The sequence below is a fragment of the Hominilimicola fabiformis genome (assembly GCF_020687385.1).
GTDB classification, from domain to species: Bacteria; Bacillota; Clostridia; order UBA1381; family UBA1381; genus Hominilimicola; species Hominilimicola fabiformis.
Map to the genome: position 1 here is coordinate 16,133 of NZ_JAJEQM010000020.1, position 17,819 is coordinate 33,951.

A 17,819-nucleotide genomic window follows, 5' to 3' on the forward strand; every position below is an offset into this window, starting at 1 on the left:
ATATACTTCCAATAATATTTCAAGTTAATCTTACCTTTCTGTCAAGCAGGCAATCCAATTATTCAGCCGCCTTATTCTTCTTGTCCAATGCCGCCTTGATAAATGAGGCAAACAATGGGTGCGGACGGTTAGGTCTTGACTTGAATTCAGGGTGGAACTGAACACCGATATACCATGGGTGATTAGGAATTTCTACCATTTCAACAAGTTTATCGTCAGGTGACTGACCTGAAATAACCATTCCCTTGTCTGTTATTTCATTTCTGTAGAAGTTGTTAAATTCATATCTATGACGATGTCTTTCATAAATAAGGTCACTGTTATAAACCTTTTGTGCAAGTGTGTTCGGTGTAACCTTACACGGATACAATCCAAGACGCATTGTACCGCCCAAATCTTCAACGTCACGCTGTTCAGGCATAAGGTCGATTACAGGGTGAGTTGTATCAGGGTTAAGTTCAGATGAATTTGCATCCTTGTAGCCAAGTACGTTTCTTGCGTATTCTATAACCGCAATCTGCATACCAAGACAAATTCCAAGATACGGAATTTTGTGTTCTCTTGCATATTGAGCGGCAATAATCTTACCCTCAATACCTCTGTCACCGAAACCGCCCGGTACAAGAATACCGTCAGAATCTTTAAGGAGTTTATCCGCAGTCTTTGCAGTAACTTCTTCACTGTTTATCCACTTGATATTAACATTTGAGTAATTCTGTATTCCGCCATGCTTTAGCGATTCAACGATACTGATATATGCGTCGTGCAATGATACATATTTACCTACAAGTGAAATTGTAACTTCTTCCTTGCCGCCGTTCATAAGGTCTTTAACGACGTCAACCATCTTTGTCCAATCATCAAGCTGCGGCTTTCTGTCCTCAAGTCCAAGACGGTTACATACAACCTTTGCAAGTCCTTCCTCTTCAAGTGCAAGAGGAACTTCGTAAAGTGTATCAAGATCAAGGTTTTCGATAACACATTCAGGTGATACATTACAGAATAGTGCAATCTTTTCTGCAAGTCCTTCTTCAAGAGGCTTTTCAGTTCTTAAAACAAGTACGTCAGGCTGAATACCAAGGCTCAGAAGCTCCTTAACACTGTGCTGTGTCGGCTTTGTCTTTTGTTCACCCGATGTTGAAAGATACGGTACAAGTGTAAGGTGGATATACATACAATTTTCCTTACCGACTTCCTTTACAACCTGTCTGATTGATTCAAGGAACGGTGTAGATTCAATATCACCGACTGTTCCGCCGATTTCCGTAATAACAATATCTGTGTCCTGCGTATTTGCAACACGGTAAACTCTTGACTTGATTTCGTTTGTGATATGCGGAATTACCTGTACAGTTCTTCCCTCATAGTCACCGCGTCTTTCCTTTGAAATAACCGACCAATAAATTTTACCTGTTGTTACGTTTGAATTTACGCTTAGGTTTTCGTCGATAAATCTTTCATAGTGTCCAAGGTCAAGGTCTGTTTCCGCACCGTCATCTGTAACGAAAACTTCACCGTGCTGATACGGGCTCATTGTACCCGGGTCCATATTGATATAAGGGTCAAACTTCTGCATTGTAACCTTATATCCTCTTGCCTTTAACAATCTTCCCAATGATGCGGCTGTAATGCCCTTACCAAGTCCTGAAACAACTCCGCCTGTTACGAATATATACTTTGTATCCATTTTTTCCTCCTATTTACTGTGTCTTTTAACAAACTTCTCTATTCTTTTAAGTGCTTCTTGAATGTTCTCAATCGAATACGCATATGAACAGCGTATAAATCCCTCTCCGCTCTCGCCGAACGCATTGCCCGGTACGACAGCGACCTTTTCTTCCATAAGCAGATTTTGACAAAATTCTTCACTTGTCATACCCGTAGATTTTATGCAAGGGAATACATAAAATGCTCCGAGCGGTTCAAAACAACTAAGTCCCATTGCTCTGAAACCGTCCACTATGTAGCGTCTTCTGTAATTATACTCACGACGCATTTCCGCAACGTCATCGTCACAGCTCTTTAGTGCCTCAATCGCAGCGAATTGTGCGGTTGTCGGTGCTGACATTATGCCGTACTGATGAATTTTTGTCATAAGCTTTATAATTCTTTCAGGACCTAACGCATAACCAAGACGCCAACCGGTCATAGCGAATGTCTTTGAAAAACCGCTTACAACAACAGTTCTTTCTTTCATACCCTCAAAATTTGAAAACGGAATATGCTTTTCGCCGTCATAACGAAGTTCAGCATAAATCTCGTCTGACAGTACCATTATATTTGTACCGCGAAGTACCTCTGCAATAGCCTCCAAATCTTCCTTTGACATAATTCCGCCTGTCGGATTATTCGGATACGGCAGAATTAAAAGTTTTGTCTTGTCGGTAATCTTTTCTTTAAGCTGTTCCGGCAAAAGTCTGAAATTGTCCTCTTCTTTTGTTTCAATCGGAACAGGAACACCGCCTGCCATAACCGTACAAGGGCGATAACAAACGAAACAAGGCTCCGGAATAAGTACCTCGTCACCGGGATTAATAAGCGTTCTTACCATAAGGTCAATCGCCTCACTGCCTCCTACCGTTACAAGAACTTCTTTTTTCGGATTATATTTTATATCGAATTTTCTGTCATAGTAATTGCAGATTTCTTCACGCAATTCCATAAGTCCGGCATTTGCGGTGTAGTGCGTCTGTCCTTTTTCAAGCGAATATATGCCGGCTTCACGAATTGCCCAAGGTGTTGTAAAATCAGGCTCACCGACGCCAAGCGAAATAGCGTCGTCCATTTCTGCAACTATATCAAAAAACTTTCTTATGCCTGACGGCGGTAAAGCCGAAACTACCGGTGAAATAATTTTTTCGTAATCTATCATAGCGTAATTACCTGTCTTGTATCCTTTTCATCGTCCTCGAATACAATTCCTTCCTCTTTGTATTTTTTTAGCACAAAATGAGTTGCCGTTGAAATTATCGAATCCATCGGTGCAAGCTTCTGCGCAACGAACAATGCCACTTCTTTCATACTCTTGCCCTCGATTGTAACGGCCAAGTCATATGCACCGGACATTAGGTAAAGTGATTTTACCTGTGGGTATTTGTAAATTCTCTCTGCCACCTTATCAAATCCTTCACCTCTTTGCGGAGTTATGCGAAGTTCAATAAGTGCAACAACAACGTCTTTGTCGGTCTTATCCCAATTTACAATGGTTTTGTAACCGACAATAACGTTTTCCTTTTCCATTTTTTCAATCTTGTCGGCGACTTCCTTTTCCTCCATACCAAGCATCTGCGCGATTTTCGCTCGTGATACATTACCTTTTTCCTTGTCAAGAATGTTTAAAATTTCTTCCATAAAAGTCAGCCTCCAATACTTTGTTATGTAACCGTTTTCACATTTTTACATATGAATAGTCATTTTATCTTATAATTATATCGTATTTACGCTAAAAATGCTATACCTTTTTTCAAAAAAGTTTCACAAATTTAAAAAAAATTAAAAAATCGGTGTTTTTACACCGATTTGGGTTGTATTTTTGCCACCACTCCGTCACTTTGTGATACCTCTCCTCAAGGAGAGGCTCTTAATCGGCTTCCATTGAGGGGAGCTGGCGGTGAAACCGCCTGAGGGATGGCTTTCCGCTTTGTTTTTTTGCCACCACTCCGTCACTTTGTGACACCTCTCCTCAAGGAGAGGCTCTTAATCGGCTCCCATTGAGGGGAGGTGGCGGTGAAACCGTCTGAGGGGTGGCTTTACTTTTCCACTTCCACAAGTTTAACGTCCTGTTCGGCAAGTGCCACTTGCCATTCATCTGTCAGTTGTGCGTCTGTAATAAAGCAATCTATACCGTCAAGGCCCGAAATTCTCGGAACACCTATTTTACCGATTTTATTTTTATCGCAAAGGAAAATTGCCGATTCGCTACACGAAAGCATCGCTTTTTTAATTTCAGCCTCGCCCTCGCTCGAATCAACAAGCCCACGACCAAGCGTTACACCTCTGCATGAGAAAAAGCACTTATTCGCATAATAATTTTCTTTTATTGTTTTTTCCGCAACACGTCCGATATACGACATATTTCTCGGCGTCAGTTCACCGCCGACGCACACAACGTGAATATGGTCACACATTGAAAGTTCATTCACGATTTTTTCAGCATTTGTAATAACAGTTATACCGCGTTTACCTTTTATGTATCTCGCCAAATGCCATGCCGATGTACTTGCATCAAGAAATATAGTTTCACCGTCTTTTATAAGGTCAGCCGCATATTTTCCTATACGTTGTTTGCCCTCATAATTCACCGTATCACGTTCCGTTATTGCAAGTTCGATTTCGCTGTTGTCGACAAGCGTTGCACCGCCGTATGTACGAACAAGCACACCTTGTTTTTCAAGTTTTTCAAGGTCACCGCGAATTGTTTCGGTTGTAACCTCAAACTGTTTTGCAAGTTCCACCACAAGTACACTCTTGTTTTTATTTATTATCTGCTCTATTCTGTTTCTGCGTTCAACTGCAAGCATATCTAATCTCCATTCTTATTTATTGTATGTATTTTATCATATTTTCCCTATCTTTTCAATACGGTGCAAAAATAAAAAGAATACTATCCACACGGGCGACCAATGGTCGCCCCTACGACTGTATTCCGCCACTGCTCTCCGTTTTTCCTCTCCACCCCTCAGTCGACTTTGTCGACAGTTCCCCTCTATGGGAGGCTTTTATGCCTCTTCTTGAGGAGAAGTGTCCGCAGGACGGAGTGGTGGTATTGTAGATATTTCCCCCGTACGGGACGGCGCACTCGACGTCCCCTTTTTATCGCCACCGCAAATTACCTTGCTACACAGGCGACCAATGTTCGCCCCTACTCACACAAAAAGAGAAGCCATTGACTTCTCTTTTTAATCTATCCTAATAATTATCTCACACATTAAATAAATCATCATATTCAACATTTAGTATCTCTTTAAAATGCCTAATCTCATCAGGATATATATGACGCTGACCAACTTCTATTTTTGCAAGTGCACTACGTGTTATGTCACACCCTCTAACTTGCAGTTTTGCAGATAATTCCTCTTGTGTAATCTTTCTTTTTTCACGAATACTTCGGATTTTATTTCCTATTTTTTTCTCATATAATGCGTCCATATTTCACCCCGTCAAAATGCACTAATATAAGTACAAAACTATTGACTTCATTGTAGCATTGTGTTATAATAATTTTGCACCTATATAGGTGCAAAATATACATATATGGAGGGAACACTTATGAAAAAATGTCCTAAATGCTCAAAAGAATTTACTGATGATATTGTTTACTGCACTGCTTGCAATACACCGTTAGAGAAAGTTGAGCAAACAACAAATACCGACACAAAAAACACTCAATCAGAAACCGCCTATACTCAATCGACTCAAACACCGCAACAAAACACACAAACAACAGACACATCACCTATACAACAAGTTCCTCAAGGGAATAATAATCCAAATAAAAAATACATTATCACAATTATAATTGCGGCTATTATCATTATTATTCTTTTATTTACAAAATGTTCTTCATCTGACGAACCAACCCAAAAAGATTCAACTGTTGTCACAACAGCACCTGTCACCGAACAACAGTCGGCAACACCCGTACCTATTGCTACTCCCACTCCGGAACCTCTGCCAACACCGACACCTGCTCCCGTTGCAAAGGAATTTATAAGAGAAAATTATGGTTATGTTGACTACAAAGAACTTGCAAGGAATCCTGACCCATATAAAGGAAAAAGCCTTACATATAGCGGTAAAGTCATTCAAGTTATAGAAGGTGATACTGAAACTCAACACAGAATTGCTGTGAACGGAGATTATGACAACGTTATATATGTTGCTTATCCGAAAAATATAGTAACATCAAGAATTCTTGATGATGATTATGTAACGGTTTACGGAACTTCTTTAGGACTTTATTCTTATCAATCGACTATGGGCGGAAAAATCACAGTTCCTGCATTGTATCTTGATAGAATAGAATTACAACAATAAAACTTTTATCAAAAAAAGAGAAGCCATTGACTTCTCTTTTTTACTATTCACCATACTTAACCCCTTGATATGTATCGCGTTTAACCATAAGTTTATCAATTTCATTAAGCACTACAAATTTCTTCAAACTCCACAGCGGACCTACAAGCGAATCACGTCCGCCGTCACCGGTAAGTCGTTGTATAACCGTTTCTTCCGAAAAAACTTCAAGCTGATTTACTATCGTTTCAACGTAATCTTCAAGAGTCATAAGTTCAAACTCACCTCTTGCGTACATATCTGCAAGGCGCGTATTTTTCAAAACGTGCAGTAAATGCAATTTCACGCAATGCGGATTTAGTTTCGCCACCGCCTTTGCACTTTCAAGCATCATATCTGTCGTTTCACCCGGCAAGCCGTCAATAAGATGTACGCACACATTTATATTTCTATCCTGTAATTTTTTATAACCGTCCAAAAACTCCGCATATGTATGGCAGCGATTAATCTTTTCACCGGTTTCGTCAAAAACAGTCTGCAAGCCGAGTTCGGTCACAAGATATGTTCTTTCGTTCAATTCCGACAAATAATCAAGCACATCATCTTCAAGGCAATCCGCACGCGTCGCAATACTTATCCCAACCACGTTATCCTGTTTCAGCACGGGTTCAAACCTTTCACGCAACACGCTTGCAGGTGCATATGTATTTGTATGTGCCTGAAAATACGGAATATACTTAGCCTCGTGCCACTTTTTATGCATACGCTCCTTGACTTCCTCAAACTGCGTAAGAATATTATGTGACGGATCACCGGCAAAATCACCGCTGCCGCTTGACGAACAATATATACACCCTCCGACGCCCTTTTTACCGTCGATATTCGGGCATGTAAAACCGCCGTTTAACGCCACCTTAAACACCTTACCGCCGAATTTCCGCTGAAGATGATAGTTCCATGTATGATATCTTTTATTGTCGTTTGAATACTTAAATTTATTCTCCATAATTTTCTCCATAAACAAAGGGACTGTAGAAAAAACATAATTTTTCTACAGTTCCTTTTAGGGTTCTGAAATTTTTTATTACTTCTTCAATTCAAATGAGTTACAGTCTGTACATTCAACCATTGTAGGATTAGCCTCGTGCGTACCCACTTGAATACTTGAAAGTGAACAATAATCTGCTGAATCACAGTGATTTGCACACTGTGTTACAGTACATTTAATACTTTCGTTCTTTTCGCCGTTACAACATGCCATGATATTTTACCTCCATAAAATAATATTTAATACCGCCCCTGCGGCACATAAATATTATTTGCAGTTAGGTTTAAAATATCACAGGAAAATCATACTAATTTTCAAGCAAGTTTGAAACTGCCGTAAGTGTGATTTCGTTGTCTTTTCTGTCGGCGGTGATCACACAGCCCGATGTAATCTGACCTGTAAGCGACAAGATTGAAAGTTTATCCTCCAAAAGTTTTTGGATTGCTCTCTTAAGCGGTCTTGCACCGTATCGCTTATCGTAACCCTTTTCCAAGATAAGCTCCTTCGCTTCATCGGTAACAACAAGTTTTGCGTCTTTTTCCGCAAGTTTTGCGTGGATATCCTTTAGCAATAGGTCAATAATCTGTCTTAGATTTTCCTTTGTAAGCGGTTTGAATGTTACAATTTCGTCAATTCTGTTAAGGAATTCAGGCTTAAAGAACTGTTTTAAACTCTTATCCACATTATCGTCAAGTTTAACTTCATCATTCGAGTTAAACCCTGCCGCCGCCGACTTAAATTCAGAGCCAGCATTTGTTGTCATTATAATAATGGTATTTTCAAAATTAACTATTTTACCGTGACTGTCCGCAACACGTCCGTCATCAAGAATTTGCAAGAACAAATTAAACACTTCAGGGTGTGCTTTTTCGATTTCGTCAAGCAATATTACGGAATACGGCTTTCTTCTAACCTTTTCTGTAAGCTGACCGGCATCATCATATCCGACATATCCCGGAGGTGAGCCGATTAATTTCGAAACCGAATGTTTCTCCATATATTCCGACATATCAATTCTGATAAGTGATTCTTCGTTATCAAACATAACTTCCGCAATCGTCTTAACAAGTTCTGTTTTTCCGACACCTGTCGGGCCTGCAAATATAAACGATACAGGACGTTTTCTTGTAGTAATATCGGCTCTGCCGCGTCTTATCGCACGCGAAACAGCCTCAACAGCCTCATTCTGACCGATAACCCGCTCATGAATACGCGATTCAAGATTAAGAAGTTTTGTAGATTCGTCCTCCGTCAAGCGATGTACGGGAATTTTTGTCCACCCCTCGATAACAGCCGCAATATCGTCAAACGTAATCTCTGCTTTTTTAGCCTCGTTTTCAGCCGTTTCAATGTCTTTTTCAACTTTAAGTTTTTCTGTTTTTAAGTTGGCTATTTTTTCAAAATCGCCATCATCGGTAGCCGTTTCAATATCTTCCTCTATGACATCAAGTCTGTCCTCCAACAATTTAACGTCATAAAGTGCCTTATTTTTAAGATTTACTCTTGAACCTGCTTCGTCTATTACGTCAATAGCCTTGTCAGGCAAAAATCTGTCTGTTATATATCTTTCCGACAACCTTACCGCCTGTTCAATTATATCGTCAGAAATTTTTACAGAATGGTAATTTTCGTAATAATCCTTAATACCTTTCAAAATCTCGATACTTTCGTCAATAGAAGGCTCGTCGATAAGAACAGGTTGGAAACGTCTTTCAAGTGCGGAATCCTTTTCTATATGTTTTCTGTACTCTGTAAGAGTTGTCGCACCGATTATCTGAATTTCACCTCTTGCAAGTGCCGGCTTCAGAATATTCGCCGCACTCATTGCCCCTTCTGCGTCACCTGCCGCAACGATATTATGAATTTCATCAATTACAAGTACAACGTTACCTCTTTCGGCAGCCTCGTTTAAAAGACTTTTCAGTCTTGCCTCAAACTGTCCTCTGAACTGCGTACCTGCCACAAGTGCCGTAAAATCAAGCAAATAAAGCTGATATTCAAAAAGTTTAGGCGGAACATTCTTTTCATATATTCTGCAAGCCAAGCCCTCTGCAACGGCAGTTTTACCTACACCCGGCTCACCCAAAAGAACTGGATTATTCTTTGAACGTCTGTTCAAAATCTGAATTACACGTTCAATCTCCGCATCTCTGTTTACAACTCTGTCAACCTCGCCTCTTGCGGCTTTTTCGGTAAGATTTGTGCCGTAAGTATCAAGCATGGTCTTTTTCTGTTTTTTCTTCGACTGCTTTTTGTCTTTCGACTTTTTATTCTCCTCGGTACTTTCGTCACTGTTTGAGTTAGAGCCAAGATTATTAAAGAAATCTTTAAACGCATCAAGAGGAGCGGTAGCCGCACCGCCTTCGTCGTCCTCACCGCCCGAAATCTGTCCGAGCATTTCCGACAAATCGCCGTCCATACCAGGCATACCTTCCATACTCTCCATAAATTCGGACATCTGATTATTTATATTTTCAAGTTCTTCGTCAGACACACCGAAATTATCTATCATTTGATTAATCGGAGCAATCCCCAGCTCTTTTGCACATGACAGACAAAGTCCTTCGCTTGTGGTCTTTCCGTTTTCCATTTTTGTAATGAAGAAAACCGCAGGGTTTTTCTTACATTTTGCACATAATGTCATCACTTTTTTCCTTTCTATATATCTTAAAACGGTTTTACCGCTGAAAATACACAATTTTTGAAGTTATTATACCATATCAATCTAAAATTTTAAACCCCTTTTTAAGTATGTTTACAAATATTTCACTTTTCGCGAAAATAATTGGAATATATTGTAAATTTATTTCATATACTTTATATATATAATTAATTTCACAAAAAGGACAAGTTTTATTATGAATACACAACAGTTAAAAAACAGTAAATGTATAGCGGTTTCAAACTATACCCGCCGTCAAAAATCTTCACGTCTGAAAGGCGAGCTTATAGCATTCTTTTCAGTATTATCTATTATATGCACCTGCCTTTATATTATAATTTCATCTCTGCCATACTAAAAAATTACCCATATATAATTTATTTATTTAGAAATAATTATAGAATTTGCAAAAAATATCATAAATATATTGCTTTTTTCAGCCAAAGATAGTAAAATAGGCTATGAATATTTTATAGGGGGTAATTTAATGTCAGACGGCAGTATGTTTTTGACTGTATTTAGCATAATTTTACAGGTATTTTCTTTGTCAATCGGTATTTACTATCTTATAGTCGGAATTACGGGATTTTTGCCGATAAAAGACAAGAATAAGAAAATTTCCGACAAAACACATAAATTTGCACTTATAATATCTGCACATAATGAGGAAGTCGTTATCGGTAATATGGTTGAATCTTTGAAACAGCTTGACTATCCCGATGACGCATATGATATTTTTGTAATTGCCGATAATTGTGACGACAATACCGCAAAAGCGGCTGAAGATGCCGGTGCACTTGTATATGTAAGAAACGTTCCGGAGCTTAGAGGTAAGGGACACGCGCTTGAATGGATGTTCGACAAGCTTTATAAAATGGACGAACAATACGACTATATATCGGTATTTGACGCGGACAACCTTGTTGATAAAAATTATCTAAAAGCTATGAATGAACGTGCAAATCAAGGCTTTAAGGTTGTTCAAGGTTTCCTTGACAGCAAAAACCCATACGATTCTTGGATTACGGCAGCTTATTCATTCTGTTTTTGGAGTGTAAACCGTATATTTCAGCTTTCAAGATACAAACTCGGTCTTTGCTGTGAACTTTCGGGTACAGGCTTTATAATCGCACTTGACACTTTAAAGAAACTCGGTTGGGGTGCAACCTGTCTTACGGAAGATATGGAATTTACAATGAAACTTTCTCTTAACGACACACGTGTGGCATTCGCTTACGACGCTGTTGTTTACGACGAAAAACCTTTGACCTTAAAACAGTCGTGGCGTCAGAGAGTTCGTTGGATGCAAGGACATTGTGACGTTGCATCAAGATATTTCTTTAAACTTATCAAAAAAGGCATTAAAGAGAGAAAACTTTCGTGTATTGACTGTGCTGTATATCTTGTTCAGCCGATAAGAATTATCGCAACAGGTATCATTACATTCTTCGCATATGCACAAACATTTCACCCCGACGGTGACTTAGGATTCATTCAGCTTTCATACATATTCGGTAATTCGTGGCTGTGGAACGTAATCGTTATTTTGCAGTTCTGCTATACACCGTTCGTTATATGGTATGAACGCCGCGAATTTAAGCCAAAAATGGTATTTTACTACTTCACATATATTTTGTATAACTTCACTTGGGTGCCTATCGCAATTCAAGGTATGATCGGTAAAAACAAAACCGAATGGTCACATACAAAACATACTCGCACAATTTCTATGGAAGAGTTAAATCGTTTAAACAGTAAATAATATATTTTAAAAACCGCTTTATGCGGTTTTTTTATTGCCCCAAACGCTTGACGTATTATTGCATTTATTGTATAATAAATCTTATAGAGAGAAAAGCAGTGCGTGGCAGTCAAATTGTATGATTTGCTATTGTTTTTCGGAAAAATAATTAAATATTTAATTAATGGAGGAAGAGAGTAATGTTAGTTGAAACAAAGGCTAAAGTAGGCGTATTTTCTATTGCATTAGGAGCTTATCTACCTCAGTTCCCATCATTGGTACCTGAATTTGAAGCTCAATACGATGCGTTCAAGAAAACACTTCCTGACACTGTCGAAATAATCGACGGCGGAATGGTAACAACAAAGGAGCAGTCACAAGCAGCAGGAGATTTATTCCGTGCCGCAGACGTTGACTTGGTATTTCTTCAGTTACTTACATATGCAACATCATACAATATGCTACCGGCAGTAAAAGACCTTGATGTACCGGTTGTTCTTGTAAATATTCAAAAGCTAAAGGCTTTGGATTATGACCACACTGATATAGCGTCATGGCTTGGCGAAGGTTATGCCTGCGGTGCAGTCGGCGAAATGGTTGCAGACCTTGAAAGATACGGCAAAAGACACGCTGTAATCACAGGCGTTGTTGAAGGCGGCGACCCTGGTGTACAGGCTGAAATCGACGATTGGTGCCGTGCAGCTCAGGTTAGAAGAAGATTCAGAGATACAAATATCGCTCAAATCGGCAGACCTTATCCGGGTATGATGGACCTTTACATTGACGAATCAAACCTATACAGAAGAATGCACCTATATACAAAGCAGTTCGACTGGGAAAAGATGTGGGCAATCGCTGACAACATCACAGACGAAGATGCAATTCGTGCAAAGGCTCAAGATATTCTTGATACATTCGACATCGAAGGCGGCGGAAGTATCGAAGAAGTTTGGGATATGGCTAAATACGTTGTTGCTTTTGAGCAATGGGTTAAGGACGAACATCTTGGCTTAATCGCATCTCACTATGACGGTTACGCTCAAGGTAAAGCCGGCGTACTTGACAGTATGCTTATCCCTGCATTCTCAATGCTTATTAAGCAAGGTACAGCTTGTGCCGTTGAGGGTGATATGAAAGTTGCTATGGCTATGAGTATCCTAAAGACTATCTCAGGTACAGGTCAGCTTGCTGAAATGTATTCAATCGACTTTAACGACGATATTGCAATCATCGGTCACAGCGGTTCGGGTGATGCTGATATTTCAGATAAAAAACCTACAATGAAGATTGTTAAGGTATTCCACGGTAAAACAGGCGGCGGTTACCTTACTCAATTCTATCCGTACACAGGTCCTGTTACTTATCTTGCAATTACACAAGACGGTGACGGTCACTTTAAGTTTATCGTTGCAGAGGGCGTAAATGAAGAAGGTAAGATTCTTTCATTCGGTGATACAAATATGAGAACACGTTTCACTTGCGGAGCAAGAGAATTTGTAAACCGTTGGAGCGAATGCGGTCCTACTCACCACTTTGCAGCCGCTACAGGCAGACATATCGATACAATCTTAAAGGTTGCTAAAATCTTTAATGTTCCTGTTGACATCGTAACAAGATAAATAAAACATATAAAAGCAAGCTATTCACGTGGCTTGCTTTTTTTGTACATTTAATATGAAATTATTGCTTTAAAGTTTAATATGTGTTAGAATAAAAAAAGGAGGTAGAGCCATATGTCAAAATACGAAGAAAAAATAACAGATAATTCACTTTGGTACACCGCCACCCCTACCCCGCTTACATTGACATTGCCTTTTTACATAACCGAGGCAGGTCATTTTCGTGCAGAGGCTGATTATAAAGTGGAACGTGACGAACACGACAGTTATCTTTTATTGTACACAATAAAAGGCAGCGGTACGGTTGTGAGTGACAAAGTTTCTTTGGCCGCTCTTCCTCACAATGCCGTTATGATAAATTGTCATAATTATCATAAATACTTTTCAAATAACGAAGAATGGGAATTTATATGGATTCATTTAAAAGGCAGTGCAGTGGCGGCAATGTTTGATATTCTCTACCCTAACGCGGTAAATATTATTTCCGTAAAAGACTTTTTGAGTTTTGAACAACAGCTGTCGGAGCTTATATGTAACGTAACAAAAAATGATGTTCTCAGCAGTATTTCCACTTCTTCGCAAATACATGATGTTCTGAATACACTTGTTATTTACACAATCGAAAATGAGCAAAAAAGTCAAAAACGTCAACATTCGGATGATATTAATGTAGTAATTGATTTTATTCAAAATAATTACTCCGATTCAATATCCATTGATGATATGATACAGAATATCCATATTTCAAAATATCATTTTATCCGCCTTTTTCGTAGGATTATGGGTACAACTCCGTATAATTATTTAACGAATTATAGAATAAATAAGTCAAAATTGCTTTTGCGTACAACAAATAAATCAATCTCCGAAATATCCGAAGAATGCGGGTTCCTTGATACAAGTAACTTTATATCACAGTTTAAAAAGAATACCAATCAAAAACCAACCGATTATAGACGCGATTTTACTTAGTTTTTCTTCCCTACTTTTTACTCATACACTCCTGTGGAACGAAAACAGTCTGACGTACGGTAAATATAATTTAACGAAATAGGTAGTGAAATGTATTATGTTAAAATTAAAAAACATTAAAATTACTGATGCATATATTGAGGCTGATTATATACCTGAATGCAGCTCTGAATGCGGTCATATTAAAATGAATAGAGTGACAAAAGAAATTGATGTGAGAAGTGTGATAGGTTTTAGCGACACATATACTCGTATGGCAATAAACGGTTTAGAAAGAATATTATACGACATAAAAAAAGATCCGTCATATACACCGAATGAGCGTTTGGTAATGTGGTACTAATTAAAATTATGATATAAGGAATGATTAAAATATGAAACTTATAGGATTTAAAGAATTAAACGGTTGTAATAGTTGTTTAGAAAGTTTGCATAGTAATATATCTGATGTCGAATATGAAAACAAGGAACAAATATTGAATTATCTAAAAAAAGAAACATTTATCTTTGTACGTTTAGATATTTTGCGTGATATATTTACGGGCGATACCATATCATATGAAAATCGTGTTTTAGGCGATAACGAATACGTATGGAGTGATGAACTAATATATTACGTAGAAAAATACAATGCAAAGTTGCCTAACGAATTTGTAAATCATATATTAAAATCATATTAAAATATGTTTTCACCCAATGTAGTTATAATGTCATATGGTTAAGTGCGATTCTAAATATGACATACGAGTTAAAAATGCATTAAAATCTGTTGCAAATGTCAAAAAATATGGTATAATAAAAGAGAATACAGACAGTTAAGAGTGATTTAGAATGAAAGAACTTAAACCATCAACCAAATTAGACGGAACACCTGAAGAAAATGAACGAGCAATTCAAAGAATAATTGATAGCTTAACAGAAGAAGAAATAACGGAAGCAATGTCAGATAAATATGCATACCTTGACGAAGATTAAAAGCACATTTTTAGACGTGCTTTTTTGTATGCAAGAAAAATCAGAATTTTTGTTATAATTCAATCTTTTCACCTGTTTCACGATTTACAAAATTAATTTCAAGTTCACAACCAAGAGCATTGGCAATGGCGGTCAATTCCCTTTCGTCAAAATTATTACGCGACATTTTATTTGACAAATTCTGTCTTGAGCAATTTAATTGATTGGCCAATTCAGTCATTGTAAAATTATTGCGTTTCATAATTACTTTTATTTTTTCTACTGTTGTAAGCATATAAATCATCCTTTCTATTGTATCATCTCATATTAACATTATACATTTAATAATTTAAAATATAAACAAAAAATCTAAAATTTCAACTCACACGCTCCGCGGGAAGTGTGATGGTATCACATTTTCGGCAAATCTAATTAGTAATTTAATATTACTATACTTTCGCACATAAATACGATTATATAAACATTTACGCTACACAATCGAATTTGTCTGGATTTAGACGTAAAAAAGGTACTGCATACGCAGTACCTTTGTAAGCCGTAAAATCAAATTAAAGTACAGCTTCCCACAATTCAGGATGTGGATTAGCAATAACTTCTGTATTGATAAGCACGCCTTGTTCAGTCGCAATTCTTGCTCCTGCCTCAACGCCTGCTTTAACGTCTGCAACATCACCTGTCATTGAAACAAAGCATTTACCGCCCAAACCACGAGCCACACGAACTTCGATAAGTTCGATGTCACCGGCTTTAACAGCAGCGTCGGCTGCTTGAATTGCACTTGCGGCAGTAAATGTTTCAACAATACCGAATGCTTTCTTTTCCTTAACATCGGCTGTTCCGCAAATTGCCTCAAATACGTTATCACCAAGATTACCTATTACAAATTTATCAATAAGTGCATCTTCTGCGATAAGTTCCGCTCTGTCAACAGCCGCATGAATAGCAGAAAGTTCTCCGCCTACGATTGTGACAAATTTACCCGGACAAACCGAACCTGAACTTATAAGCACGATACCCGCACTCTTTAGCATTTCATCAGTTACAACAATACCCTTAGATACGTTTTTTACTTCAACTAATCCTATTGAATTCATCATCTCTCACCCACTATCTTTCAATAATAACAAATCTGTCTGTGACTGCCTTAACCTTGCCGTCAATGCTTGCGTGCATTGTTGTACCAAGGTCCTCGTATGCTGTTTGAGCAACAACGTCACCAACTTTAACTGTATCGCCGACCTTTACAGTAGCACTTGCCGGCTTACCAACGTGTTGTTTAAGTTCGATATAAACTTCGTTTGGAGCAAAGTCTATATACTTTCTTTCAACGTGTGCTTTAACATACTTTCTTATTCCCAGTCTGTCAATCAGAACAGACGAAGATACAAGTCTTGACGCTCTTTCAGGTCTTACCTGTTGTGGCGCTTGATTATTCTGACGTCTTAGACCCTTTCTTCCAAGAGCACCTTTGACGTCCATTGAAATCTTCTGCGGGTCAAGCATTTGCTGACAACCGATAACGGTACAGACACCGCAACCGCAGCATAGAGCCGACTGCAAAAAGCTTTCTGAATCTGTAACTTCACTGTGCGATGCCGCACGAACTGTCTTATGCACATTGATATTATATCCAAGCAAGTTTCTCGGACACATATCACTACACATTGTACAGTTACAGCAAGCTGCAGACGCACGCTTTAATGTCATTGAAATTGGCATTCTCTTACGTTGAATGATAGAATGAGTTTCAGGGAATATAAGAAGTCCCTTAGTTGTCTTAGTAACTGAATCGTTTTCCAAATCAACAAGTCTTCCCATCATAGGACCGCCGTTAATAACAGCCTTACCGTCAAGGTCACCGTGTCCTGTTGCCTCAAGCAACGCCTTAATCTTCATTCCGACAGGAACTTTAACTGTAATATCCTCATCAACGTCACCGCCGATTGTTACATACTTTTGAGTAACAGGCTGACCGTTTGTAATTGCACAGTGAATGTTATAAACAGTTTCAACGTTAATAACCATTACTCCGACCATTACAGGGATTGCTCCCTCCGGAATAATCTTGCCTGTTGTTTCATATGTAAGTACAACTTCGTCACCGGCAGGATAAATGTCAGGGATTTCCTTAATTCTTACCTTTGTACCCTCAAGTGATGCAACAATTTTTGTATCCAAAAGGTGCATATTCTTACCCTTAATACCGATAATTGCCTCATCTGCACCCATTGTATCAATTAGTACATTAAGTGTATCAACAAGTGCCTGAAGGTGATGTTCCAAAATGTGATGGTCAACCATCATCAATGGTTCACATTCTGCCGCATTCACTATAATCTGTTTTACTTTGTCTGAAATTTTTCTGTGAGTAGGGAATCCGGCACCACCGGCACCGACTATACCTGCATCATATACAATTTTCTGAAGCTCTTCAAATGTCATTTTGCTTCTTCCTCCCCAAAGAGTTATTATGTGGGTTTATTTACTGAATTTAATCAGCATTGTTTCTCGTCAAGTATACCGACAATCGTTGCGTCAACTGGTGAATTTGCATCACCGATTGCAACTCTCGCACTGCTACCCGTAGTAATTATAACGTCCTCACCGATACCGGCGCCGACTCCGTCAACTGCTACAAGGAACTTATCGACAAGATTTTTATTTTCAATACATTGTACAAGCATAAACTTATATCCCACCAAACCTTCAAGTTTATGAGTTGATACAACGCTTCCATATACTCTGCCAATAATCATTATTATCAATCCTCTTATTAGACAAAAAGCC

At 38.5% G+C, this 17,819-nt stretch carries 19 protein-coding genes; 7 read left to right on the forward strand and 12 right to left on the reverse strand.

From position 1 onward, the window contains the following. Window positions 1-58 precede the first annotated feature (58 nt). The 5 genes from pyrG to LKE05_RS12435 form a co-directional block, all read right to left on the reverse strand. Window positions 59-1,687 (reverse strand): CTP synthase, encoded by a 1,629-nt coding sequence (gene pyrG, locus LKE05_RS12415; RefSeq protein ID WP_147513811.1) that lies wholly within the window; start codon window positions 1,685-1,687, stop codon window positions 59-61. A 9-nt stretch (window positions 1,688-1,696) separates the two neighbouring features. Further along, complete coding sequence (locus LKE05_RS12420) at window positions 1,697-2,869, reverse strand: aminotransferase class I/II-fold pyridoxal phosphate-dependent enzyme (RefSeq protein ID WP_308457056.1); 1,173 nt, start codon at window positions 2,867-2,869, stop codon at window positions 1,697-1,699. Next, entirely contained in the window at window positions 2,869-3,351 is a 483-nt protein-coding gene (locus LKE05_RS12425) for an Lrp/AsnC family transcriptional regulator (RefSeq protein ID WP_022228748.1), read from the reverse strand. Before LKE05_RS12425 ends, LKE05_RS12420 begins: the two co-directional genes overlap by 1 nt. A gap of 398 nt (window positions 3,352-3,749) precedes the next feature. Beyond that, window positions 3,750-4,520, reverse strand: coding sequence for a DeoR/GlpR family DNA-binding transcription regulator (locus LKE05_RS12430; RefSeq protein WP_022228749.1), 771 nt, complete (start codon window positions 4,518-4,520; stop codon window positions 3,750-3,752). A 400-nt stretch (window positions 4,521-4,920) separates the two neighbouring features. Further along, complete coding sequence (locus tag LKE05_RS12435) at window positions 4,921-5,148, reverse strand: helix-turn-helix domain-containing protein (protein ID WP_147513809.1); 228 nt, start codon at window positions 5,146-5,148, stop codon at window positions 4,921-4,923. Between the two features lie 120 nt (window positions 5,149-5,268). Between LKE05_RS12435 and LKE05_RS12440 the strand changes: the two genes are divergently transcribed. After that, entirely contained in the window at window positions 5,269-6,036 is a 768-nt protein-coding gene (locus LKE05_RS12440; RefSeq protein ID WP_147513808.1) for a hypothetical protein, read from the forward strand. A gap of 43 nt (window positions 6,037-6,079) precedes the next feature. On the opposite strand, the gene mnmL is transcribed toward LKE05_RS12440, so the two are convergent. The 3 genes from mnmL to LKE05_RS12455 form a co-directional block, all read right to left on the reverse strand. Beyond that, the gene (gene mnmL / locus LKE05_RS12445; RefSeq protein ID WP_022229839.1) at window positions 6,080-7,021 is read right to left on the reverse strand and encodes a tRNA modification radical SAM protein MnmL/YtqA; all 942 of its coding nucleotides are present in this window, start codon (window positions 7,019-7,021) and stop codon (window positions 6,080-6,082) included. Window positions 7,022-7,099: 78 nt separating this feature from the next. Continuing rightward, the gene (locus LKE05_RS12450) at window positions 7,100-7,276 is read right to left on the reverse strand and encodes a DUF1540 domain-containing protein (RefSeq protein WP_022229840.1); all 177 of its coding nucleotides are present in this window, start codon (window positions 7,274-7,276) and stop codon (window positions 7,100-7,102) included. 94 nt (window positions 7,277-7,370) lie between these two features. Further along, window positions 7,371-9,707: an ATP-dependent Clp protease ATP-binding subunit gene (locus LKE05_RS12455; RefSeq protein WP_308457049.1), complete on the reverse strand. Its 2,337-nt coding sequence runs from the start codon at window positions 9,705-9,707 to the stop codon at window positions 7,371-7,373. Between the two features lie 505 nt (window positions 9,708-10,212). Between LKE05_RS12455 and LKE05_RS12460 the strand changes: the two genes are divergently transcribed. From LKE05_RS12460 to LKE05_RS12485, 6 genes are all read left to right on the forward strand, one after another. Beyond that, window positions 10,213-11,487 carry a glycosyltransferase family 2 protein gene (locus tag LKE05_RS12460; RefSeq protein WP_117968441.1) on the forward strand — a complete coding sequence of 425 codons (1,275 nt, stop codon included), beginning with the start codon at window positions 10,213-10,215 and terminating at the stop codon, window positions 11,485-11,487. Window positions 11,488-11,666: 179 nt separating this feature from the next. Continuing rightward, window positions 11,667-13,085, forward strand: a complete 1,419-nt coding sequence (locus tag LKE05_RS12465) for an arabinose isomerase (RefSeq protein ID WP_117968442.1) — start codon at window positions 11,667-11,669, stop codon at window positions 13,083-13,085. 114 nt (window positions 13,086-13,199) lie between these two features. Next, the gene (locus LKE05_RS12470; protein ID WP_308457050.1) at window positions 13,200-14,057 is read left to right on the forward strand and encodes an AraC family transcriptional regulator; all 858 of its coding nucleotides are present in this window, start codon (window positions 13,200-13,202) and stop codon (window positions 14,055-14,057) included. Between the two features lie 97 nt (window positions 14,058-14,154). Then, a complete protein-coding gene (locus tag LKE05_RS12475) occupies window positions 14,155-14,400 on the forward strand; it encodes a hypothetical protein (RefSeq protein WP_117968444.1) in 246 nt (81 codons plus the stop codon). Between the two features lie 31 nt (window positions 14,401-14,431). Continuing rightward, on the forward strand, window positions 14,432-14,737 hold the full coding sequence (locus LKE05_RS12480) for a hypothetical protein (RefSeq protein ID WP_022229846.1): 306 nt from the start codon (window positions 14,432-14,434) through the stop codon (window positions 14,735-14,737). A gap of 151 nt (window positions 14,738-14,888) precedes the next feature. Further along, window positions 14,889-15,032 (forward strand): hypothetical protein, encoded by a 144-nt coding sequence (locus tag LKE05_RS12485; protein WP_022229847.1) that lies wholly within the window; start codon window positions 14,889-14,891, stop codon window positions 15,030-15,032. 52 nt (window positions 15,033-15,084) lie between these two features. On the opposite strand, the gene LKE05_RS12490 is transcribed toward LKE05_RS12485, so the two are convergent. The 4 genes from LKE05_RS12490 to LKE05_RS12505 all read right to left on the reverse strand — a co-directional run bounded on the left by LKE05_RS12490 (window position 15,085) and on the right by LKE05_RS12505 (window position 17,788). Continuing rightward, on the reverse strand, window positions 15,085-15,306 hold the full coding sequence (locus LKE05_RS12490; RefSeq protein WP_308457051.1) for a helix-turn-helix domain-containing protein: 222 nt from the start codon (window positions 15,304-15,306) through the stop codon (window positions 15,085-15,087). A 274-nt stretch (window positions 15,307-15,580) separates the two neighbouring features. Then, on the reverse strand, window positions 15,581-16,129 hold the full coding sequence (locus tag LKE05_RS12495; RefSeq protein ID WP_118446613.1) for a BMC domain-containing protein: 549 nt from the start codon (window positions 16,127-16,129) through the stop codon (window positions 15,581-15,583). Between the two features lie 10 nt (window positions 16,130-16,139). Beyond that, window positions 16,140-17,474, reverse strand: coding sequence for a 4Fe-4S dicluster domain-containing protein (locus LKE05_RS12500; protein WP_303672323.1), 1,335 nt, complete (start codon window positions 17,472-17,474; stop codon window positions 16,140-16,142). Window positions 17,475-17,527: 53 nt separating this feature from the next. After that, window positions 17,528-17,788 carry a EutN/CcmL family microcompartment protein gene (locus LKE05_RS12505; RefSeq protein WP_022229851.1) on the reverse strand — a complete coding sequence of 87 codons (261 nt, stop codon included), beginning with the start codon at window positions 17,786-17,788 and terminating at the stop codon, window positions 17,528-17,530. Window positions 17,789-17,819 lie beyond the last annotated feature (31 nt).